This is a genomic window from Pandoraea sp. B-6 (assembly GCF_000282835.1).
Lineage (GTDB): Bacteria > Pseudomonadota > Gammaproteobacteria > Burkholderiales > Burkholderiaceae > Pandoraea > Pandoraea cepalis.
The window spans coordinates 1-23021 of sequence record NZ_AKXS01000235.1 but is presented as its reverse complement, the minus strand read 5'-3'; the positions used below and the strand labels follow the sequence as shown (position 1 = coordinate 23021).

The window sequence follows — 23021 nt, the reverse complement described above, 5'->3', positions numbered from 1 at the left end:
GCCGATTTTGCCGTGGCGCCGGAGTTGAGCGCTGACGGCACGGCCATTTCCGCCGTCGACCTGGATGCGGCGGCATCGGCGGCATCGGCCGAGCGCGGCGAGCCTCCGTCGGCCCCGGACATCGCGCCGCCCAATGCCTTCCTTGCGCGCGCCTCGTGTCTGCGCGGACTGCCGCGACACGAGAGTCGCGCGGATCGCAACATCCGCATGCTGATGCGTGGAGGGCTCGTGGTGCGCGACGCGCAGTTGCCGTTCGTCGCGACACTCAGCCGCACGCCCGGCGAGGGGGCCGTGGGCCTCCAGGTGATCAACGAGCGGCCCTACCAATTCAACGTCGGCATGAACAACAGCGGCATGACCTCCTCGGGCAAGATGCAGGGCACTGCGAATCTGTTGATGAACAATCCGCTGGGCATGTACGGGAAGTTCAATACGACGCTCAGTCAGGATTTGCAGAATGCGCGTCGCGATGCGACGAACCGCGATCTGTCGGCCAATTACTCGGTGCCGATCGATGCCGACTGGACGGTCGGGATCACCGGCAAGGCCAACGCGGCGAAGGACCAGATTGACGCCGGCATTACGCAGACACAGACATTGCAATGGCGCGTGCGCCGCGCGTTCGACTTCACGGCGAATGGCTCGACGGGTCTGGAATTGCGCTACAACAGGAGTCGCTCGGAAGACCCGAACGCGCTTCACACCTACGACAGCTATGCCGAGGTGGGGCTGAGCCACACGCACAATTTCGGGGCGTCGAGGCTCGATCTGTCGGTAATGCAGCGTCTGAACGCGCCGTGGATGCCATCGTCGAGCGGCCTGCCGGGCTGGTCGTATCGCTTCCAGTCGGTCGACGCGAAGCTCACCGTACCTTTCTGACGAAATCCATGACGGTATCGAGCGATACCGTTCGCACGAGCGTCGCAGGCATCTCCGCGAAATGCTCAACGTCCCCGAACAAAATAACGGGCTTGCCGTAACGCACGGCGAGCCCGACTTCGTCGCGTGTACCGTGCTGGCCGGGCAGGGCGACGATGACATCGCTAGAAAGCACGTTGATGTGATTGCGCGATAGCGTGCCTGGCGGCGCATCGGGCAGATGGCGCGGCAACGGGCTCACGATGGGCACTTCCACGAACGGATTCGGATAGCCGGGCGCGGGGCGGAACCTGACCGGCTCGTCATCGTTGCCGACGGCCTCGGTCGGCACGATGCCGATGCAGCGGCCCAAGCGCTGCGGTACGGCACAGAACGCTTCGCTCACGCTCGCCATCACGCCCTGTCCCCCGCCGGTGAGCAGGTGGAACCCGGCCATGGCGATCGCCCGGCCGAGCGGCGCGGCAAGTTCGGTCCACGGCTGTTTGCCGGAACCCATGACACCAATGGTTTGGGGACGCACGGATTGGCTCATATCGGATGGCGGGGTCGGGAGGAGGGGAAGCAGCGGTGCCGATGATAAACGACTTTGCCCAGCGCGATCGACGGCAGGCAACGTCGAAGACGTGTCGCGCCCGCCAGAAGGCGTTGGCAGATTGTCGGGATGACCGCGCAGCGGGGGGCACACGGGCAAAAAAAACCCGCCGGTTTGGCGGGTGAGGAAGCAGGCCTTCCACGGGGAAGTGAAAGCCCGATCTCGCGAGGTGTTTGCGAGACCCGTGTAGTATCGTGACCCAAACGTCTGCTGGCTATGGGCCAAGTCCTAAAGTGCATGTAAGACGCTTTCCATTTCCGTTTCCCAACCTTTCTGACGTACACGGGGCGATAGATGACCGAACCGACTGACAATACGCCGGCCAGTGCCGCCCACATCGCTGCCATGCAGGCGTTGCGCGCCGCGCTGCTCGCCCAGCACAAGGTGCTGATCGCCAACGATCGTCTGCAATACGAAGCAGTCTTCGGACCGGTGCCCACCGGACGCTTCGTGCAGTTGCTTACCGAAGACGCCTGGTTTCGCTGGCTCGACCCGCTCTCGCGTCTGATCGTCGCCCTCGACGAATGGCTGGAGCAGACGCCGCCGCAGGCAGACGCCGGCATTGCCCTGGCCGACGAAGCCGCCAAGCTTTTCCGTCACACCGACGTCGAGTTCGGCGAGCGCTATCGCCTGGCCTTGCAGCAGGCGCCGGACGCGGTGCTCGGGCAGAGTCAGGTGGTGGCGGCGCTGCGCGGCGCGCCGCAGTCGCCGGCCGACGCATCCGGGAAATCCGATGCGCCGGTTGCGAAGGAGCCCGATGCGTCGGCAAACGAAGGCGACGGCGCCTGAGCAGGGAGGGGGAAGACCGTCAAGCCGAAAATTTGTTCCGCGGCTGATCGTTTTTTGAGCATGGCTCTTGACAGCCTTTGTTCGTGAGGCGTTCGAGAAGGTCAGGGCAGGTTATCCAGTGGGTTATCCACACAGGGTGTGGACAACTTTTGCCGGCGCGGCGCCGGCGGCAGGTGGCTTGCACGCCGTCGAGCGAGACCCGCGCGCACCGGTTACGCCATGGCAACCGAGCGACGAGGGGCGGGCGACGTGAATCGATGACGTGGGGAGCGGCGATCGCGGAGCAGTCTGGCCCCGTAGGAATCCTTCACGTTGGCCCTATCTCGATGAGATCGCCGCTGCGACAATGGCGCTTTGCGTGCTGTCCGACGCGGGCGGCGTGAGTCGTCCCCCCCGGCATCCGCCCGCTGCGATTCATTCCCATGACAACCACGCCCATTGTGCTGCTGGTGCTGCTCTCGGCACTGATGCACGCCACCTGGAACGCCTTCCTCCACGCCAGTCCCGATCGCGTCTGGCAAGTCGGCATGATGGCGGTGCCGCAAGGGCTCGCCGCCGTGGCCGGCATCGTGTGGTTGCCGCTGCCGCCGGTACAGGTCTGGCCGCTTATTCTGCTCTCCGCCGGCGCGCAGGTCGCGTACACGGCGGCGCTCATTCGGGCCTATCGCGTCGGTGAGTTCGGGCAGATCTATCCCATCGCACGCGGCATTTCTCCGTTGCTGATTTCGGGGGCGGCGTTGCTGCTGGCGGGCGAGTGGCCGACAGCGATGGCGGCGTGGGGCATCGTGGGTATCTGCGCCGGCATCCTGACGCTGGCGTTGCGTGGGCGCCACTTCTCGGGCGACAGCGTGCCTGCGGCGTTGCTCACGGGGGTGTTCATTGCGGCGTACACGATTGTCGATGGATTCGGCGTGCGATTGTCGAACGGCAACGGCTTCGGGTACCTCGCATGGGCCTACCTTTTCGCGAGCGTGCCGGTGATCGGTGCCGTGGCGAAGTGGCGGGGCGGATGGCGCGGCATGTTCCTTGCACCGCGCCGCCGCGTGGCCGAAGCGCTGGGGGCGGGCATCGTCGCGCAATGCGCCTATGCCATGGTGGTGTTCGCGCTGCAATACCTGCCGATGGGTGTCGTGTCGGCGCTGCGCGAGTCCAGCGCCATCATCGCGGTGCTGCTGGGCTGGTTGTTCCTGCGGGAAAAGCTCAATGCCCGCCGTCTCGTGGCGTGCGGCCTCGTGGTCGGCGGGGCGGTACTCATCAAACTGAGCGCGTAGACGCCCATCAAAGGGGCACCCAAGCGGCACCTGAGCGGCACCGACGTGGCGACGCCCGTCACTACGTCAGTCGCCGCATGGGCGATGCCAACGGCCGAGCGATATTCCTGAGCTATGCTCAGCTGCGCGGCCAGAGTTCGGCGCGATGCGCCGTGATCGCCGCCACGACGATCTCGCGCATCCCATGTCCGTCGGTGGATTCGAGGTGTTCGAGAATCGTCATGCGCATGCGCGGCGCCCAGAAGCGTCGCAGGTGGCCTGCAATGTTGTCGAGCGCCTCGCTGCGGTCGGGCATCGTCTCGAAGAAATCCCCGATCTGATTGGCCATCTTGACCAGATTGTCGGTGTCCATGATCTGTTGTGTCCCCTGAATTCGTTCTCTGTGCGTTGGCCGCCGTCATTCACGTGGCCAATCGCGCGTCCGCCGCACCGTCTGATGGCAATCGACGGTGAGGCTCGCCGCAGCCGCCGGCGATGGACGCGGATTGTCCGTCGCAGCGCACCGCCTCGAAGGTCTCCCCGATGACGCGGCGCGCGTTGCTTCCCCTTTTCCTGCCCCGACTTAGTTCGCGTTGGCCTCGGTCGCACCACGCGCGTGTTCGAGGAAGGCCTCTTGCTGACGATTGAAGTCCGAGTACTGACGCTGCCATTCCGACGGCTGCGCCACCGGCGTGACCTGCACCGCTGTCACCTTGTACTCGGGGCAATTCGTCGCCCAGTCCGAGTTGTCGGTGGTGATCACGTTCGCGCCCGACTCCGGGAAGTGGAACGTTGTGTACACCACGCCGGGCTGCATGCGGTCGCTCACGACGGCACGCAGCACGGTCTCGCCCGCGCGGCTCTGAATGCCGACCCAATCGCCGTCCTTCACGCCGCGTTCTTCTGCATCGTGCGGATGGATTTCGAGCCGGTCCTCGTCATGCCAGTGAACGTTGTCCGTACGGCGCGTTTGCGCACCGACGTTGTACTGCGACAGAATCCGCCCGGTGGTCAGGATGAGCGGGAAACGGCGCGTGACCTTTTCATCCGTCGGCACGTACTGCGTGATGAGGAACTTGCCTTTGCCGCGCACGAATTCGTCGATGTGCATGACGGGCGTGCCGTCCGGTGCCGCTTCGTTGCACGGCCACTGCACGCTGCCCATCTGGTCGAGCTTCTCGTAGCTCACGCCGGTGAATGTCGGTGTGAGGCGGGCGATCTCGTCCATGATTTCCGACGGGTGCGCGTAGTGCATCTCGTAGCCCAGTCGCTTGGCCAGTTCGATCGTGACCTCCCAATCGGCGTAACCGGCGCGCGGCGGCATCACCTGACGCACGCGCGAGATACGACGCTCGGCGTTGGTGAACGTGCCGTCCTTCTCCAGGAACGACGAGCCCGGCAGCAGCACGTGCGCATACTTCGCCGTTTCGTTCAGGAAGATGTCCTGCACGACGATGCACTCCATCTGTTCGAGCGCATGCGTCACGTGCTGCGTGTTCGGGTCGGACTGCACGATATCCTCGCCCTGGCAGTACAGGCCCATGAAGGTGCCCGCAATCGCTGCGTCGAACATGTTCGGAATACGCAGGCCCGGCTCGGACTGGATCTCGACGCCCCATTCCGCTTCGAACAGCGCGCGGGCGGTCGAATCCGACACGTGACGGTAGCCCGGCAGTTCGTGCGGGAATGCGCCCATGTCGCACGAGCCCTGCACGTTGTTCTGGCCACGCAGCGGGTTCACGCCCACGCCTTCACGGCCGATGTTGCCGGTGGCCATGGCGAGGTTGGCGATACCGATCACCGTCGTGGAACCTTGTGCATGCTCGGTCACACCCAGGCCGTAATAGATTGCCGCGTTGCCGCCCTTGGCATACAGACGCGCGGCGCCGCGCACGAGGTGCGCCGGCACGCCGGTGTGCACTTCGGTCGCTTCGGGCGAGTTTTCGGCACGAGCAGTAAACTCGCGCCACTGCTGGAACGCGCGGTCCTCGCAGCGCTCGGCAATGAACGCGTCGGCCATCAGGCCTTCGGTCACGATGACGTGCGCAAGCGCGTTGATCATTGCCACGTTCGTGCCGGGACGCAGTTGCAGATGGTAGTCGGCCTTGATGTGCGGGCTGTTGACCAGATCGATGCGGCGCGGATCGATCACGATCAGCTTGGCGCCTGCGCGCAAACGCTTCTTCATGCGCGAGCCGAACACCGGGTGACCGTCGGTCGGGTTCGCGCCCATCACGAGAATCACGTCCGAGTGTTCGACCGACTTGAACGTCTGCGTGCCGGCCGACTCGCCGAGCGTTGCCTTCAGGCCGTAGCCGGTCGGCGAGTGGCACACGCGTGCGCAGGTGTCGACGTTGTTGTTGCCGAACGCGGCGCGCACGAGCTTTTGCACCAGGTAGTCTTCTTCGTTCGTGCAGCGTGACGACACCAGCCCGCCGATCGAATCGCGCCCGTACTTGGCCTGAATGCGCTTGAACTCCGACGCCGCATAGTCGAGCGCCTCGTCCCACGACACGTCCTGCCACGGATCGGTGATCTTCTTGCGAATCTTGGGCGTAAGGATACGGTCCTTGTGCGTGGCGTAACCCCAGGCAAAGCGGCCCTTCACGCAGGCGTGGCCTTCGTTGGCCTGACCGTCCTTGTGCGGCACCATGCGCACGACTTCGTTACCCTTCATCTCCGCCTTGAACGAGCAACCCACGCCGCAATAGGCGCAGGTGGTGATCTTGGCGTGCTCGGCCTGGCCGAGGTGGATGACCGACTTTTCCTGCAGCGTCGCGGTCGGGCAAGCGGCCACACAGGCGCCGCACGACACGCACTCGGAGTCCATGAACGACTGATCCTGTCCCGCCGAGACGCGCGCTTCGAACCCGCGGCCCGAGATCGTCAACGCGAATGTGCCCTGCGTTTCTTCGCAGGCGCGCACGCAACGGTTGCAGACGATGCACTTCGAGGCGTCGTAGGTGAAGTAGGGGTTCGACTCGTCTTTCTGGCTGTCGAAGTGATTGTCGCCGTCGAAGCCGTATCGCACTTCGCGCAGGCCCGTCACGCCGGCCATGTCCTGTAGTTCGCAGTCGCCGTTGGCGGCGCAGGTCAGGCAGTCGAGCGGGTGATCGGAGATGTACAGCTCCATCACGCCCTTGCGCAGTTCCTGGAGCTTCGGCGATTGCGTGCGCACCTTCATGCCCGGTTCGACGGGCGTGGTGCACGAAGCGGGGTAGCCGCGTCGGCCTTCGATCTCGACGAGGCAAAGACGGCACGAGCCGAACGGCTCGAGCGAGTCGGTGGCGCACAGCTTGGGCACGTTCACGCCGCCTTCGGAGGCGGCGCGCATGATCGACGTGCCTGCGGGCACGGTGACCTGTTCGCCGTCGATCTCCAGCGTGACTTCCTGCGTCGATTCGCGGCGCGGGGTGCCGTAATCTTTCTCAAACATCGGGTCCATCATGGTGGGCGATCTCCTAGGCGGCCTGGGTCGGCAGATTCGACGGTTCGGCCGCGCCGAAGTCTTCGGGGAAATGGTTCAGTGCAGACAGCACGGGGTAGGGCGTCATGCCGCCCATCGCGCACAGCGAGCCGGAGAGCATGGTGTCGCACAGGTCGCGCAGCAGCTTGATCTGCTTGGGACGGTCGCGTCCGTCGATGATCTTGTCCATCACTTCGACGCCGCGCGTCGAACCGATGCGGCACGGCGTGCACTTGCCGCACGACTCGATGGTGCAGAACTCCATCGCATAGCGCGCGAGCTTGGCCAGGTCGACGGTGTCGTCATGCGCCACGATGCCGCCGTGGCCGAGCACCGCCCAGAGTGCGGCGAACGCTTCGTAGTCGAGTGGGGTGTCCCATTGCGATTCGGGCAGATAGGAGCCGAGCGGGCCGCCGACCTGTACCGCGCGCAGCGGGCGGCCGGTGATGGCGCCACCGCCGAACTCGTACAGGATGTCGCGCAGCGTCACCCCGAAGGCCTTCTCGATCAGGCCGCCGTACTTGATGTTGCCCGCGAGCTGGATGGGCAGCGTGCCGCGCGAGCGACCCATGCCGAAGTCCTTGTAGAACGCCGCGCCGCGATCCATGATGATCGGCACCGACGCCAGCGAAATCACGTTGTTGATGACTGTCGGCAGGCCGAAGAGCCCTTCGATGGCCGGCAGCGGCGGCTTGGCACGCACCACGCCGCGCTTGCCTTCGAGACTTTCCAGCAATGCGGTTTCTTCGCCGCAGACGTAAGCCCCGGCCGCCTTGCGCACTTCGAGATGGAAGGTCTTGCCCGAGCCCAGGATGTCATCGCCCAGGTAGCCCGCCTTGCCGGCGTTGACGATGGCTTCGTTGAGCACATCGATGGAATGCGGATACTCGCTGCGTACGTAGATATAGCCACGCGTGGCACCCACGGCGATGCCGGCAATCGTCATGCCCTCGACGAGCACGAGCGGATCGCCTTCCATTAGCATGCGGTCGGCGAACGTGCCCGAATCGCCTTCGTCCGCATTGCAGACGATGTATTTCTGGGCGGCGGGCGTGTTGAGTACCGTCTTCCACTTGATGCCGGTCGGGAACGCCGCACCGCCGCGACCGCGCAGGCCCGATTCGGTGACTTGCGCGACGATGGCCGCGCCGTCCAACGCGAGCGCATTGCGCAGACCGCGATAGCCGTCATGTGCAACGTAGTCGTCGACCGATACGGGATCGATGATGCCAACGCGGGCGAACGTCAACCGTTCCTGCTTCTTGAAATACGGAATCTCTTCGGTCAATCCGAGGGCGAGCGGATGATCGCCGCCGGCCGTGACGTTGGCATCGAACAGACCCGGGACGTCGTCGACATCGACCGGACCATAGGCGACGCGCCCCGCCGGGGTCACGACTTCGAGCAACGGTTCAAGCCAAAGCATGCCGCGCGTACCGTTGCGTACCAATTCGATGTCGAGACCGCGTTGGGCGGCTTGCGCCACGATGGCGTCGGCGACGTCGTCGGCACCGAGCGCGAGCGCGGCGGAGTCACGCGGCAGATAAAGCCGTACCTTGCCGGAGGACGACTGGGCGGAAGTGGAGGATTGGCTCATGCGGCATCCTTGGCGCGGGCGACCAGACGGTCGAATTTCTCGGGGGTGACGCGCGCGTGAAGCTTGTCGTCGATCGTGATCGCGGGCGACGTCGCGCATTGGCCCAGGCAATACACCGGTTCGAGCGCAACGTCGCCGTGATGACTGTGCATCGTGCAGCCCAGCACGCGTTCGGCATGCGCGACAAGCGCGTCGGCGCCCATGCTCTGACACGCCTCGGCGCGACAGATCTGCACGACGTGGCGCGGCGGCGGGCTGGTGCGGAAGTGATGGTAGAACGTGATCACGCCATGGACTTCGGCGCGAGACAGGTTGAGGGCGTTGGCGATGACGGGCACGGCGTCCGGGGGGACGTAGCCGAAAGCGTCCTGAACGTCATGAAGGATCGGCAGAAGCGGACCTTCCTGAGCCGACTGAGCGTCCAGAATCGCGTGCACCGTGGCGATGGAAAAAGCCTCGCGCATGGCTGTTGTCTCCTGTTTGGCACCCTGCGGGGAACGGGGCGCCTGAGGGTGTGAGTTATCTGTTCTTGTCTTGCCCTGGGGCGAGAGGCCCAATGGTCACATCCGGCGACGCTGCTCGGGTCTAGCGATCAGCGCGGCGCCGGACGAGCGTGCGGCACATAGCCCCCACCATATGCCGCACGAGCTCGGCCTCTCGCCCGTGGCTTACTTCGTCAACCTGCATCAACAAATCGGTGCTGCGGCACATCCGTATGTGAAACACGATATATGATATACGGTATACGTGCAATAGATTCGGCGCGGGTTTGACAGGCTCGTTTACCCGAACCGGGAGGGGCAGAAGGGATGACAGCGTGACGCGGGGCGTGGGCGGGAACGCGAAAGGGCGGGGGCAAAAGAAAAAAGCCAGCGACATACCGATGTCACTGGCTTTTGTTCGGCTCGCGTCCGTTGCCGGGCGCGGTGCAGCGGTAGCAGCGCGTTATTCGAGGAAGTCGCAATGCTCTTCGACGAAGGCGGCCAGGCCCAGGGTATGGTCGCGCGCGAGCTTCTCGGCGAGTTCCGTGTCGCGCTTCTCGAGGGCGGTAATGATCTTCAGGTGATCGACAATCGAGCGGGCGGCTCGGTCGTTCTGAGCGATCGTCACCTTACGGATGGCGCGCACGTGGATGAACAGGTTCTTGATCGTATTGGCGATGGCTTGCGAGCCGCCAAGATTGATCAGCGCCTGATGGAAGTCGATGTTCGCGTCTGAATACTCTTCGATATGATCCGTCGGCGGCGCATTGACGAACTCGTCGAACAGATGACGGAGCCTGACGATGTCCTCGTCGGTTGCGTGCAATGTCGCCAGACGCGCGGACATCCCTTCGAGCGCTGCCCACATCTGAATCATCTCGACGATTTCGCGCTTGGTCTTGCGGATGATGAAGATGCCCCGGCGCGGTACCGTCCGCAGAAAACCTTCCTGTTCCAGCAAGGTCATGGCTTCGCGAATCGGTGTGCGCGAAACGCCAAGCACCTGGATGAGCTGACGCTCGTCCAGGCGAATTTCTTCCTTCTGGTTATAAATGTCGGCATCGGCGATGGCTTTTTTCAGCAGCGCATACGCCTGATTGCGAAAACTCGTGGTGGTGTCGATCGGCTCCAGCGCGAGCGGAGTCACGCGCGCCGGAGTTGGGGTGATCAGGGACATGCAATAGTCTCCTAGGTATTACGGCCCCTTCAGAGGCGCAATGCTTGCTGCCCCACGATGGTTGCCGGCTTTGTGACGAGTTTACCCGATTCATTTGCCTGCGTGGTTTCCGCCAGGTAGGCGAAGCGGCCGTTCTTTTCGGCCTTTTCGAGCATCGAGGCCGGCAGGGCGACGAAGAGGTGAACCATCGCAACACCGGTGGCAAGGGCGGAAGCAAGGGCAAGCAAAGTCAGCGCAGCGACGAACATGGTGATACTCCTGATAAAAGTTGACGAATGAAATGTGGGGGAGAACTTGCTTTGCATTGTATGTCGCGCTGCAACAAGTCTCAAGATATACCACATACCAAATACCAATATTTATCGTTTTTCGGGACGTTCCCTGTGTCGTTGCGATGCTTGACTGCCCGGATTTGTCTTTTTTTCCGATTTTGTTCTGTGGGTCGAGGGTGGCGGTGAACCTCCTGGGTGGTCCGTCAGGCTTGCATTGGTGCGGATTTCGGGACGCCCCTGGCGCGCGTGGTTTCAGGGAGAACCCGAAGTGCTCTGAACGTGCTGCAAAGGCGAATTATTGCGTTGCCGCGAAACCACATCGGCAATGGCGTGGTTCGGCGCGGCGGGTCGCGGGTTGTCGGTGAAAAATCGTCCGCGGCCGGCGATTCGGTGGCGGCCCACTCGAACGACGGCAGGGCGGGGCGATGAACCCATTCCTGCCCTCGCTTGCGTACGCCGCCTCTCTATATATAGAGGGGCTCATTCTCGCGGGACAGTCCTGTCAGTCCCGCGAGGGGTGTTTCATGAAAACAACGTTCGGCTCAGGCCGCTTTGGCCAGACGCGCTTGTGCGGCCTCGACGGCATCGGGCTGCGTCATGAACTCACGCTGTTTGATCAGCGCCAACACCACGTCGAGCGTCGGTGTCGGCACGTTGGCGAGGCGTCCCATCTCTTGCACCACCGAGACGAGCGGATCGATTTCCATCGCGCGGCCACGCTCCAGATCCTGGAGCATCGACGTCTTGTGGGCGCCAACGGCACCCGCACCGTTGATGCGACGCTCCACGTCGACGCGGAAATGCACGCCGAACTTGTCGCCGATCGCCTTGGCCTCGAGCATCATGGCGCGCGCAATGGCGCGCGTGCCCGGATCGCTCGCGATGATATCGAGCGTGCCGTGCGTGAGTGCCGAAATCGGGTTGAAGCAGAGGTTGCCCCAGAGCTTGAGCCAGATTTCGTCGCGGATATTCTCGCGAATCGGCGCGTCGAGCCCACCGGCGGTCATCAACTGCGAGAGCTTCTCCACACGCTCGGTACGCTCGCCGCTGGCTTCGCCCAACGGGAACTTGTTCCCGTAGACGTGCTGGATCACGCCGGGGGCCACCACTTCAGTAGCCGGATAGACCACGCAGCCGATGGCGCGCTCGGGGCCGAGCTGACGCCACTGACGGCCGCCCGGGTCGATGCTCTCGAGCGTCGTGCCTTCAAGCGCGCCGCCGTGCTTATAGAAGTACCAGTAGGGGATGCCGTTCACGGCCGTGACGACCGCCGTATTCGGACCGATCAGGGGCTGCATCGCGTCCAGTACCGCGGGGACCGAATGCGCCTTCAACGCGATGATCACGTAATCCTGCGGACCGAGTTCACGCGGATCGTCCGTGCAACGCAGCTGGGCGACGCGTTCCTCGCCATCGATCAGCAGCTTGAGTCCGTGCTCGCGCATGGCGGCCAGATGCGGGCCGCGGGCCACTAGACTGACATCGGCTCCGGCGTGTGCGAGTTGCACGCCGAGATAGCCACCGATGGCACCGGCGCCATAGATGCAAATCTTCATGAAGTCTCTCCCTCCAAAGGTGAATCGAAATCTGGGCCTGGTACTGGCCATTTATTCTTCTAATACCAAATGTTGTATATCGTATATCACAAGATCCGGGGCGCCAAGCCTTCTGGGGTCAATTCCCGTCATGGTTTCCCCGCAGACGCACCCAAAACCGGCGTCCGGATGTGTGAGCGCATCCGGCATGAGAAGCGGGCCTGAAAAACGCGTTGTGCATTCCTTAGGTGAATTATTACGGTGTATTACAATGGATTCGCGAGAATGCCGAAAGAGGGCTTCTTGTGAGAAAAATTATCGAAAATATCGTCTTGTGCTGGTTTTAAAAATTGCCAAGGAGGCCGATATAAAAAGGCGGAGTGCCTTATTGGGCAAGCCTCTCTGATCAGGTTAACTCCTTAGTATTTTCGCATTGCGTTGTTGCGTTGCTCGGGCCTACAGTGGCGTTACTGTATCTAGCCGCCACTTAGAACAGTGCCTCGTGTGCCGGAATGGTTTTCGCTGCAATGGACGAAAACGACTGCGGTACACGAAGCGGACGACGAGGATCGCAATAAATTAGTGTTGACTTATATCTGATATATCGTATATTTCGTTCGGTATATTTACGGGAAATGCAATGGACCCCGTAAGCATCAGAGACAAGTCGACGAGGCGAAGACCTCGTAAAGCATACCCAGGGGGCACAGACCCCATCCGGAAGGTGTTGTTGTTGTGAAGCTGCCAAACAACTGGAAACCGATGGAGGAGGTACAAGTGGAGACGACTAATCAACACGGTAAGCAATCCGTGTTCGCGAGCCCTTGGGTTCAGCTCGTGTTCGGCGTGATTTGCATGGCGATGATCGCCAACTTGCAGTACGGGTGGACGCTGTTCGTCAACCCGATCGATGAGAAGTATCACTGGGGCCGTACGGCCATTCAGGTGGCGTTCACGATTTTTGTTGTGACCGAAACCTGGCTGGTGCCGATCGAAGGGTATCTGGTCGACAAGTTCGGCCCGCGCCCGGTGGTGGTCGGGGGTGGTCTGTTGTGCGGTGTCGCCTGGGTGTTGAATGCCCATGCCTCGTCGCTGCCGATGCTGTATTTCGCGGCGGCCGTGGGCGGGGTGGGCGCCGGTGCGGTATATGGCACCTGCGTGGGTAATGCGTTGAAGTGGTTCCCGGATCGCCGCGGCTTGGCTGCGGGCTTGACCGCCGCGGGTTTCGGCGCGGGTTCTGCACTGACGGTGGTGCCGATTGCCAACATGATCAAGTCGAGCGGCTACGAAAACACCTTCCTGACCTTCGGTCTGGGCCAGGGGATCATCGTGCTGCTGCTGGGTCTGGCGCTCTGCAACCCGCCGGCATCGATCGAGGCACTCAAGAAGTTGGCCCCGGGTGCCATGCGCTACAACGCCAAGCCGACGGAAGTGATGCGCTCGCCGGTGTTCTGGATGATGTATCTGATGTTCGTGCTGATGGCCGCCGGCGGTTTGATGGCGACGGCACAGCTCGGTCCGATCGCCAAGGACTACGGTCTCGATCAGGCGCCGGTGTCGATCCTCGGTCTGACGCTGCCCGCACTCACCTTCGCACTGGCTATCGACCGTGTGCTCAATGGGGTGACGCGTCCGGTGTTCGGCTGGATATCCGACAAGATCGGTCGCGAAAACACGATGTTCATCGCCTTCGCGATGGAAGCCGTCGGGATTTATGCCTTGGCCAAGTTCGGCCAGCATCCGGTGGCCTTCGTGATTCTGACGGGGCTGGTGTTCTTCGCTTGGGGGGAGATCTACAGCCTGTTCCCGGCGACCTGTGCCGACACGTATGGCTCGAAGTACGCCGCCACCAACGCGGGGATGCTCTACACCGCGAAGGGGACCGCCGCGTTGCTGGTGCCCTTCTCGAGCATCATCACCACGTCGACCGGCAGTTGGCAGGCCGTGTTCATGATCGCTTGCGCCATGAACGCCTTCGCTGCCTTCCTCGCCTTGTTCGTCCTCAAGCCGATGCGTGCCCGTCTGGCACAGCGTTACGCCAGTGACTACAAGGCGCAAGCCAGCGAGCCGGTCGTGCAGGCGGATCTATCGCGCAGTACCACGTAACGTGAACTGACGATATGAAGACGCCGCCAGAGCGGCTGGATTGAAGAGATGTTTGACCGGCGTGCAATCCGTGCCCTTGTGGGGCCGGTTGCACGGCCGGGTGAGCAAGTAGCGCAGCAGTTTGGGAATACCCATTAATCGTCAGACAAGACGACGCAACACTGAAACCGGAAAAATTGGAGGAGAGAATTATGTCCATTGCGATGACCGTGCCAGTCGGCAAAGCGGAAAACGACACCGCGGGCAACACGCTCAATGACACCAGCCGACACGCGAACATCGTGTCCGAGGCAGCAACGACTGATGGCTTCCATCTGATCATTGACGCCCTGAAAGCGAACGACATCGACACCATCTTCGGTCTGGTGGGGATTCCCATCACCGATCTGGCTCGACTCGCGCAAGCCGAAGGCATGCGTTTCATCGGCTTCCGCCACGAACAGCATGCCGGGCATGCCGCAGCCATCGCCGGCTACATGACGCAAAAGCCGGGCATCTGCCTGACCGTGTCGGCCCCCGGCTTCCTGAATGGCCTGACCGCCCTCGCCAACGCGACCACCAACTGCTTCCCGATGATCCTGATCAGCGGTTCGAGCGAGCGTGAGATCGTCGACCTGCAGCAGGGCGATTACGAAGAGATGGACCAGCTCAATGCGGCCAAGCCGTATTGCAAGGCGGCCTACCGCGTGCTGCACGCCGAAGACATCGGCGTCGGCCTGGCCCGCGCCATTCGCGCCGCCGTGTCGGGCCGCCCGGGCGGCGTCTACCTGGATTTGCCGGCCAAGCTGCTGGCCCAGACCATCGACGCACAGAAGGCGAAAGACTCCCTGATTCGCGTGATCGACGCCGCACCGCGTCAGATCCCGGCACCGGATGCCGTCCAGCGCGCGCTCGACGTCATCAAGGGCGCCAAGCGTCCGCTGATCTTGCTCGGCAAGGGCGCTTCGTACGCTCAAGCCGACGCCGACATTCGCGCCCTCATCGAGAAGACCGGCATTCCCTACCTGCCGATGTCGATGGCCAAGGGGCTGCTGCCCGACACGCATGAACAATCGGCCGCGGCCGCACGTTCGTTCGTGCTGCAGGAGGCCGACGTTGTCGTGCTGATCGGCGCGCGCCTGAACTGGCTGCTCGCGCACGGCAAGGGCAAGACGTGGGGCGCCGCCCCGAAGAAGTTCGTGCAGATCGACATCTCGCCGACGGAAATCGACAGCAACGTGGCCATCGCGGCCCCGGTGATCGGTGACATCGGCTCGTGCGTGTCGGCACTGCTCGCCGGTGTGGATGCCAACTTCGGCAAGCCGTCGACCGAATGGACCGGCGCCATCGCCGAGCGCAGGAGCAAGAACCTCGCGAAGATGGCGGCAACGCTGGCGCAGAATCCGTCGCCGATGAACTTCCACAGCGCGCTGGGCGCGATTCGCGATGTGCTCAAGCAGCATCCGGACATCAACCTCGTCAACGAAGGTGCGAACACGCTCGACTACGCGCGCGCCATCATCGACCAGTACCAGCCGCGCAAGCGCTTCGACTCGGGTACGTGGGGCGTGATGGGCATCGGCATGGGCTTCGCCATCGGCGCGGCCGTCACCAGCGGTCAGCCGGTCGTGGCCATCGAAGGCGACAGCGCATTCGGCTTCAGCGGCATGGAACTCGAAACCATCTGCCGTTACGAGCTGCCGGTCACCACCATCATCTTCAACAACAACGGTGTGTATCGCGGCACCGACGTCAATCCGACGGGCGGCAAGGACGTGGCACCGACGGTGTTCGTCAAGGGCGCGCGCTACGACAAGATGATCGAAGCGTTCGGTGGCATCGGCTACCACGTCACCACGCCGGAAGAACTGACGAAGGCGCTGCAGGCGTCCATCGCAGCAGGCAAACCGGCGCTGATTAACGCCGTCATCGACGAAGCGGCGGGCACCGAAAGCGGCCGTCTGACGAACCTGAATCCGCAAAGCGCGGCGATGAAAAAGTAACTCGAGTCAATTAAGGAGACATGACATGAGCAAACCCCTCGAAGGTATCAAGATCATCGACTTCACGCACGTTCAAGCCGGCCCCGCCTGCACGCAGTTGCTGGCCTGGTTCGGTGCGGACGTCATCAAGGTGGAACGCCCGGGTTCGGGCGACGTCACGCGTAACCAACTGCGCGACATCCCCGACGCCGACGCCTTGTACTTCACGATGCTCAACAGCAACAAGCGCTCGCTGACGCTGGACACGAAGACGCAGGAAGGCAAGGAAGTTCTCGAAAAGCTGGTGCGTGAATCCGACGTGCTGGTGGAAAACTTCGGCCCGGGCGCGCTGGATCGCATGGGCTTCTCGTGGGAGCGTCTGAACGAACTCAACCCGAAGCTGATCATGGCCTCGGTGAAGGGCTTCTCGGACGGTCACCACTACGATGACCTGAAGGTGTACGAGAACGTGGCACAGTGCGCAGGTGGCGCGGCGTCGACGACGGGCTTCTGGGACGGCCCTCCGACGGTGTCGGCCGCGGCGCTGGGCGACAGCAACACCGGGATGCACCTTGCGATCGGCATTCTGACGGCCATCATCGGCCGTGGCCAGACGGGCCGTGGTCAGAAGGTCGCCGTCTCGATGCAGGATTCGGTCATCAACCTGTGCCGCGTGAAGCTGCGCGACCAGCAACGCCTGGACCGTATCGGCTACCTCGAAGAGTATCCGCAGTACCCGCATGGCGAGTTCAGCGACGTGGTGCCGCGCGGCGGCAACGCCGGCGGTGGCGGTCAGCCGGGCTGGGTGCTCAAGTGCAAGGGCTGGGAGACGGATCCGAACGCGTACATCTACTTCACGATTCAGGGTCACGCCTGGGAGCCGATCTGCCGCGCGCTGGGCAAGCCGGAGTGGATCGAAGATCCGAACTACGCCACGCCGCAAGCGCGTCAACCGCACATCTTCGAGATCTTCGCGACCATCGAAGCCTGGCTGGCCGACAAGACGAAGTACGAAGCGGTGGACATCCTGCGCAAGTTCGATATCCCGTGCGCACCGGTTCTGTCGATGAAGGAAATCGCGAACGACCCGTCGCTGCGCGCGTCGGGCACGATCGTGGAAGTGCCGCACAAGGAGCGTGGTACGTACCTGACCGTCGGCAGCCCGATCAAGTTCTCGGGCCTGAAGCCGGAAATCACCGGTTCGCCGCTGCTGGGTGAGCACACCGACGAGATCCTGGCCGAGCTGGGCTACAGCAAGGACCAGATCGCGAACCTGCATTCGTCGCGGTCGGTTTAAGTCCGCGAGGCGGCGAGTCAGGCCAAGCCTGGCTCGCCGCCAATGCGCCGCCTGTGCCGACGCCGCCTTTGGGCGGTGACGGCGCGCGGGGCGCAAGGCAGGGATTCATGGGTGCGGCGCCGAGCGGAGCCAGCACCCATTTTTATTTTCGGGACCGTGTTGTCCTCTAATTGATGTACTTTATTGGCATGTTTGGTATCCCTGCCAATCGCATTCCCCACAAGATTATTGGAGACATCATGAGCGCATCCGTCGACGTCAGTCAGTTGGTCCAGGTAGTGGGCGACGCCATCGTCGTGGCCGATCCGAACAACATCATCACGCTGTGGAACAGCGGCGCGCAGAAGATGTTCGGCTTCTCCGAGGCCGAGGCGCTCGGGCAGCCGCTGGACATCATCATTCCCGAGCGGCTGCGCGCGCGCCACAATGAAGGCTATGTGAAGACGATGGAGACCGGGCAGACGAAGTACGGCAGCGATCTGCTCAAGGTGCCCGCCGCGCACAAGGACGGCCGCGCCATGTCGATTGCGTTCACCGTGGCGTTGTTGCATGGCGAGGGCGGCGAAGTCACCGGCATCGTGGCCGTGATTCGCGACGAGACGGCGCGCTTCCAGGAGGATCGTCAGTTGCGCAAGCGCGTGGCGGAACTCGAGGCGAAGGTGGCCGCCACCGCCGGCTGATCGCTCGATGCCGGTCGACATAGCGCGGTGCGCCTGGGGTCGCCGCTAACGCCCAGCCGTCACCGCAAGAGACAGGAAGCACCGATTCGCAACGCGCCCGAAAGGGCGGCGTCGCGAATCGGTGCTTTTTTGCATTTCGGCCGCCAGGCAAAGACGATACGGTGGGGTGTGAATATTTTGTATTCAATATATTCACTGGACTTGCCAGGAATCCGCACCGCAGGCGACCGAATTTCATCGCGGTGACACATGCCTGTAAACCCGTAGCCCGGTCGGATCGCATGGACCATGTTGCGGTGCGGACTCCTTTGATACATAGGGATTCCAGCGATTTTTTACCGATCGATGCGGCGAGACAGCAAATCTCATCGGCAACAAAAAGCCGTTGATAAAATATCGTGTATGAAATACTGTATATCACAGCAATCGATCCACGATGGGGATGGCGCCCACAGAGGCGACAACCATCGAGCGATCAGGCGAGCCTCGCGTGTCGTCGCGTCTCGCGCACCGATTACATAAACGCCGTCGCATCAGGAGGAGACAAACCATGATCATCGTCGCCAGTATCCGGCGCGAAGCCCGCCCAGCGCGTGGCACGCACATTGAGCAGGTCGCGGCATGTGCCGTGCGCCATGCGCGAGTTCAACTGTCGGCTTCGGGCGCAGTTGCCCGGACCACGTGCTGAGCGGAGCCGATCATGGGTAAGGCACTTGAAGGTGTGCGCATTCTCGACTTCACGCACGTGCAGTCGGGGCCGACGTGCACACAGTTGCTCGCGTGGTTCGGCGCGGACGTGATCAAGATCGAACGCGCGGGACATGGCGACGTGACGCGCGATCAACTGCGCGACATTCCCGACGCGGACAGTCTCTACTTCACGATGCTCAACAGCAACAAGCGTTCGATCACGCTCGACACGAAGCACCCGGAAGGCAAGGCGGTGCTCGAGCGCATGATCCGCGACTGCGACGTGCTGGTTGAGAACTTCGCCCCCGGCGCGCTCGATCGCATGGGCTTCACGTGGGAGCACATCCACGCGTTGAACCCGCGCATGATCGTGGCCTCGGTCAAGGGCTTCGGACCCGGTCCGTACCAGGACTGCAAGGTCTACGAGAACGTGGCGCAGTGCGTGGGCGGTGCGGCATCGACGACCGGTTTCGACGACGGTCCGCCGATGGTCACGGGGGCGCAGATCGGCGACTCGGGCACGGGGCTGCATCTGGCGCTGGGCATCGTTACGGCGCTCTATCAGCGCACCATGACCGGACAGGGCCAGCGCGTGCTCGCCGCCATGCAGGACGGGGTGTTGAACCTGTGCCGCGTGAAGCTGCGCGATCAGCAGCGCCTGGAGCGCGCGCGCGTGATGGAAGAGTATCCGCAGTTCCCGAACGGTGAGTTCGGCGATGCCGTGCCGCGTGCCGGCAATGCGTCGGGCGGCGGTCAGCCGGGCTGGATTCTCAAGTGTCAGGGCTGGGAGACCGACCCGAACGCGTACATCTACTTCATCGCCCAGGCGCCCGTGTGGGGCTCGATCTGCAAGGTGATCGGCAAGCCCGAGTGGGTCGAGCATCCCGACTACGCCACGCCGCGTGCCCGTCTGCCGCGTCTGCGCGAGATCTTCGACACGGTTGAGCATTGGACCATGACCAAGACGAAGTTCGAGGTCATGGCGATCCTCAACGAGTACGACATCCCGTGCGGTCCGATTCTGTCGATGAAAGAGATTGCCGAGGATATGTCGCTGCGCGAGACCGGGACCATCGTCGAAGTCGATCACCCGAAGCGCGGCAAGTACCTCACCGTCGGCAACCCGATCAAGCTCTCGGCCAGCCCCACGCATGTGGAGCGCTCGCCGCTGCTTGGCGAACACACCGACGACGTGCTCTCGGAATTCGGCTACAGCGCACAGCAGATCGCGGCACTGCGCGAAATCGGCGCGGTATAAGCGGCGCCGTGCAAGCGTCCTCGCACGAACGCAAGTCGTCTGCACGAGGCAGATGGGAATGACGTCACGACATCGCGTCCGGCGCGCGAACGGCGAACCCTGCCGTAGCGCCGGGCGGTTACAGATAAGGCATACGCATGAAGCTCTGGACCCGTTTCAAGACCGCGCATGGTCGCATCGGCTTTGGCCTGCTGCAGGACGACCATATTCTCGAACATCGCGGCGATCTCTACGATCAGCCGATCGCCACGGGCGCGACGATCGCGCGCGATACGGTCGATCTGCTGTGCCCGTGCGAGCCCTCGAAAATCGTGGCGCTGTGGAACAACTTTCACGCGCTCGGCGCGAAGCTCGGCAAGGCCGCGCCGTCGCATCCGCTCTTCCTCATCAAGCCGGCCACGTCGCTGAACGGGCCCGGCGCAGTGATTCAGCGTCCCCCGTCGTATGCGGGCAAGATCGTGTTCGAGGGCGAGCTGGGCGTTGTGATCGGCAAGCGCGCAAGCCAAGTGAGCGAGGAAGCCGCGCGCGATTACATCCTCGGCTACACGTTGGTCAACGACGTGACCGCCGCTGAAATCATCGAGCAGGACGGCAACTTCGCACAGTGGACGCGGGCCAAGGGCTTCGACACGTTCGGCTGTCTCGGCCCCGTCATTGCCCAGGATTTCGACTGGCGCGAGGCGGAGGTCGTCACGCGGCTCGACGGCACGGAGCGTCAGCGCTATCCGCTCGCCGACATGATCTTCAACCCGTGGCAACTCGTCGCGCGTATCTCACAGGACATGACCCTGATGCCGGGGGATGTGATCGCCGTGGGCACCTCGATTGGTGTGGGCTCGATGAAAGAGGGCGCGCTGGTCGAGGTGAGCATTGACGGACTGGGGACGTTGGCCAACCGCATGGGCGGCTGAGAGAACAATCGATTTCACGGTGGTCGGCCGGGGTGGCAAAGGCCTGAGTCGATCGCCCTTTTTCATTCGGCGGATCCGGGATCTGTCCGGCGCGAGGCGGCGTGATCGCCGCCGCGCGCAGCGGGAGGCGGCACGGGACTCTTGTAGGCCATCATGCCGTCGATGAGCGCAGCGCCTTCGGCCAGCAGGAATTCCCGGAAGGCGAGCGCGACCGGCGGCAGCCGCTTGCTGCGACGATGCACGACGTACCAGCTTTGCCAGGCCGGAAAGCCCTGGACGTCGAGCACCGTCAACTGACCGGTCTGAAGCTCCATGCCAACGGTATGGGCCGACAGGAAGCTGATGCCCATGCCCGCCACGACCGCTTGCTTGATGGTTTCCGTGCTGGCGATCTCCATCGTGATCTTGAGTCGCTGGGTGCGCTGACCGAAGGCATCCTGCAGGGAATTCCACGTGTCGGATCCGCGCTCGCGGCTGATGAACGGTTCTTCCGTCAAACGCGAGAAGGGAATCTGACGCTGGCTGGCCAGCGGATGATCCGGCGGTGCCACGATGACATAGGGATGGGGCGCGAAGGCTTCGTTGATCGTGTCGATCTCCGGTGGCGGACGCACCATCACCGCTAGATCGGTGAGGTTTTCGGTGAGCTGATGCAGAAGTTCCTCGCGGTTATGAACCGTGAGATTGAGCGTCACGCCGGGATGGCGTGCGGTAAAGGCCGCGAGCAACCGGGGAAAGAAATAGTCTCCCGCGCTGATCACGGCCACGTTGAGCTTGCCGCCCGTGATGCCCTTGAGGTGATCCATTGCCTCCTCGGTTTCGCGAAAGAGCGCAATGATCGCGCGGCTGTAGTGGAGCATTTCGGTACCCGCCGGCGTAAGGAAGACCTTCTTGCCCAACTGCTCGAACAGCGGCAGGCCGACGTGACTCTCGAGCTGCTTGACCTGTGTCGAGACGGCCGGTTGCGTGAGGTGAAGTTCTTCGGCGGCGCGCGAAAAGCTCAAATGGCGCGCCACGGCTTCGAAGACCTTGAGTTGACGGAGCGTGGCGTGTTTCATGCGGCGGTCATCCTGACATCGGCGGGGCGGCGGAACGATTTCCGCACGCTAAGCGTTGCCAAAGAAGTATAAGTAATCGTAGATGGTTTGCATAATTAACTTTAACTGTCTTTTATGGATTGGGCTGCGTAATCTGCAATGGCAGCCCGCATGAAAGTGGTGTGACAGCAAAGCGTCGGTGACCTGTCATGTCAGGCGAGCGCGGGTCTGCGTGTTCTGGAGACGATCACTGTTTTGGGAGAGCGCCATCATGTCTGTCATCGAATCGCATATCAAACCCGCCGCCCTGGCACCGGTTGCCAACGCCCATCTGCATGCGTTCAACAACGCATTCGTCGAATTGGGGCTGGACTGGTATTGGGACCACCCCACCTATGCCCGGCTGCTGCACGCGACCGGGAACCAAGATTTACCGCTGGCGTATCTCGAAGGCGCTTCGGCGCAGGCGTTGCGCATGGCCGAGCTGTTGCTGATCGGGGCTTACCTCGACGGACATCAGCCGCATCTGCTGCGCGCCTACGAGCCGGAATTCCTGTGCGACCTGATTCACTGCACCAAGGTGCGCTGCTTCGAAGCGGCCAATGAAGGGCGTTCGATGCAGTCGCCGAGAGCCGTTGCGGCCTGAGTTTCACAACACGACAGGGGCTCAGACCCCGAGACAATAACTATGCATATTGGCATTCCAAAGGAGACGGCCGCCGGCGAATCCCGCGTCGCGGCCACACCGGAAACGGTGAAGAAGCTGGTGGGCGCAGGGCATCGCGTCACCGTGGAGCGTGGTGCGGGCGAGGCGGCCAGCGTGCCTGATGCGGCGTATGTCGCAGCGGGCGCGTCAAGCGGTAGCGCGGCCGAAGCCCTTGGCGCCGAGTTGGTGCTCAAGGTACGCGCGCCGTCGATCGCGGAAATCGCGTTGATTCCACGTGGCAGTGCGGTGGTCGGCATGCTCAACCCGTTCGATGCCGAGAACAATGCGCGCATGGCGGCGGCGGGTGTCATTGGCTTCGCCCTGGAAGCCGCGCCG

19 protein-coding genes and 1 pseudogene are annotated in these 23021 nt (G+C 62.9%); 11 read left to right on the top strand and 9 right to left on the bottom strand.

The features are described from left to right. Nucleotides 1-879: ShlB/FhaC/HecB family hemolysin secretion/activation protein (locus A985_RS0101735; RefSeq protein ID WP_026131549.1), on the top strand; the 879-nt coding region annotated here is incomplete at its 5' end. Here A985_RS0101735 and A985_RS0101730 read toward each other — a convergent pair. Then, entirely contained in the window at nucleotides 863-1375 is a 513-nt protein-coding gene (locus tag A985_RS0101730) for a hypothetical protein (protein ID WP_017231708.1), read from the bottom strand. The two genes, A985_RS0101735 and A985_RS0101730, sit on opposite strands and share 17 nt — an antisense overlap. 390 nt (nucleotides 1376-1765) lie before the next feature. Between A985_RS0101730 and A985_RS23835 the strand changes: the two genes are divergently transcribed. Then, on the top strand, nucleotides 1766-2260 hold the full coding sequence (locus tag A985_RS23835) for a hypothetical protein (protein ID WP_017231707.1): 495 nt from the start codon (nucleotides 1766-1768) through the stop codon (nucleotides 2258-2260). 422 nt (nucleotides 2261-2682) lie between these two features. Beyond that, a complete protein-coding gene (locus tag A985_RS0101720) occupies nucleotides 2683-3531 on the top strand; it encodes an EamA family transporter (RefSeq protein WP_017231706.1) in 849 nt (282 codons plus the stop codon). A 118-nt stretch (nucleotides 3532-3649) separates the two neighbouring features. On the opposite strand, the gene A985_RS0101715 is transcribed toward A985_RS0101720, so the two are convergent. From A985_RS0101715 to A985_RS0101685, 7 genes are all read right to left on the bottom strand, one after another. Then, nucleotides 3650-3883, bottom strand: a complete 234-nt coding sequence (locus A985_RS0101715; RefSeq protein ID WP_017231705.1) for a formate dehydrogenase subunit delta — start codon at nucleotides 3881-3883, stop codon at nucleotides 3650-3652. 210 nt (nucleotides 3884-4093) lie between these two features. After that, on the bottom strand, nucleotides 4094-6958 hold the full coding sequence (gene fdhF / locus A985_RS0101710) for a formate dehydrogenase subunit alpha (RefSeq protein WP_017231704.1): 2865 nt from the start codon (nucleotides 6956-6958) through the stop codon (nucleotides 4094-4096). A gap of 13 nt (nucleotides 6959-6971) precedes the next feature. Then, complete coding sequence (locus A985_RS0101705) at nucleotides 6972-8573, bottom strand: NADH-quinone oxidoreductase subunit NuoF (RefSeq protein WP_017231703.1); 1602 nt, start codon at nucleotides 8571-8573, stop codon at nucleotides 6972-6974. Then, nucleotides 8570-9037 (bottom strand): formate dehydrogenase subunit gamma, encoded by a 468-nt coding sequence (locus A985_RS0101700; protein WP_017231702.1) that lies wholly within the window; start codon nucleotides 9035-9037, stop codon nucleotides 8570-8572. Before A985_RS0101700 ends, A985_RS0101705 begins: the two co-directional genes overlap by 4 nt. 481 nt (nucleotides 9038-9518) lie before the next feature. Beyond that, the gene (locus A985_RS0101695; protein ID WP_017231700.1) at nucleotides 9519-10232 is read right to left on the bottom strand and encodes a GntR family transcriptional regulator; all 714 of its coding nucleotides are present in this window, start codon (nucleotides 10230-10232) and stop codon (nucleotides 9519-9521) included. 29 nt (nucleotides 10233-10261) lie between these two features. Continuing rightward, nucleotides 10262-10480 (bottom strand): hypothetical protein, encoded by a 219-nt coding sequence (locus tag A985_RS26875; protein ID WP_017231699.1) that lies wholly within the window; start codon nucleotides 10478-10480, stop codon nucleotides 10262-10264. Between the two features lie 566 nt (nucleotides 10481-11046). Then, complete coding sequence (locus A985_RS0101685) at nucleotides 11047-12060, bottom strand: 2-dehydropantoate 2-reductase (RefSeq protein WP_017231698.1); 1014 nt, start codon at nucleotides 12058-12060, stop codon at nucleotides 11047-11049. A 741-nt stretch (nucleotides 12061-12801) separates the two neighbouring features. Between A985_RS0101685 and oxlT the strand changes: the two genes are divergently transcribed. The 6 genes from oxlT (at nucleotide 12802) to A985_RS0101650 (ending at nucleotide 20942) form a co-directional block, all read left to right on the top strand. Continuing rightward, nucleotides 12802-14145: an oxalate/formate MFS antiporter gene (gene oxlT, locus A985_RS0101680; protein ID WP_017231697.1), complete on the top strand. Its 1344-nt coding sequence runs from the start codon at nucleotides 12802-12804 to the stop codon at nucleotides 14143-14145. 191 nt (nucleotides 14146-14336) lie between these two features. Then, nucleotides 14337-16127 carry an oxalyl-CoA decarboxylase gene (oxc, locus tag A985_RS0101675; protein WP_017231696.1) on the top strand — a complete coding sequence of 597 codons (1791 nt, stop codon included), beginning with the start codon at nucleotides 14337-14339 and terminating at the stop codon, nucleotides 16125-16127. Between the two features lie 25 nt (nucleotides 16128-16152). Further along, nucleotides 16153-17403 (top strand): formyl-CoA transferase, encoded by a 1251-nt coding sequence (gene frc / locus A985_RS0101670; RefSeq protein ID WP_017231695.1) that lies wholly within the window; start codon nucleotides 16153-16155, stop codon nucleotides 17401-17403. A gap of 239 nt (nucleotides 17404-17642) precedes the next feature. Continuing rightward, nucleotides 17643-18083 (top strand): PAS domain S-box protein, encoded by a 441-nt coding sequence (locus A985_RS0101665; protein ID WP_017231694.1) that lies wholly within the window; start codon nucleotides 17643-17645, stop codon nucleotides 18081-18083. Between the two features lie 700 nt (nucleotides 18084-18783). Further along, nucleotides 18784-20031 (top strand): formyl-CoA transferase, encoded by a 1248-nt coding sequence (frc, locus tag A985_RS0101655; protein WP_017231692.1) that lies wholly within the window; start codon nucleotides 18784-18786, stop codon nucleotides 20029-20031. A 137-nt stretch (nucleotides 20032-20168) separates the two neighbouring features. After that, nucleotides 20169-20942, top strand: coding sequence for a fumarylacetoacetate hydrolase family protein (locus tag A985_RS0101650; protein ID WP_017231691.1), 774 nt, complete (start codon nucleotides 20169-20171; stop codon nucleotides 20940-20942). 62 nt (nucleotides 20943-21004) lie between these two features. Here the strand turns inward: A985_RS0101650 and A985_RS0101645 are convergent, their stop codons facing one another. Continuing rightward, nucleotides 21005-22000, bottom strand: coding sequence for a LysR family transcriptional regulator (locus A985_RS0101645; protein ID WP_017231690.1), 996 nt, complete (start codon nucleotides 21998-22000; stop codon nucleotides 21005-21007). Nucleotides 22001-22250: 250 nt separating this feature from the next. Between A985_RS0101645 and A985_RS23825 the strand changes: the two genes are divergently transcribed. Together A985_RS23825 and A985_RS23820 are read left to right on the top strand one after the other, a co-directional pair. Continuing rightward, complete coding sequence (locus A985_RS23825) at nucleotides 22251-22625, top strand: hypothetical protein (RefSeq protein WP_017231689.1); 375 nt, start codon at nucleotides 22251-22253, stop codon at nucleotides 22623-22625. Nucleotides 22626-22667: 42 nt separating this feature from the next. Next, nucleotides 22668-23021, top strand: a pseudogene (locus A985_RS23820) (NAD(P)(+) transhydrogenase (Re/Si-specific) subunit alpha); the annotation flags it as partial.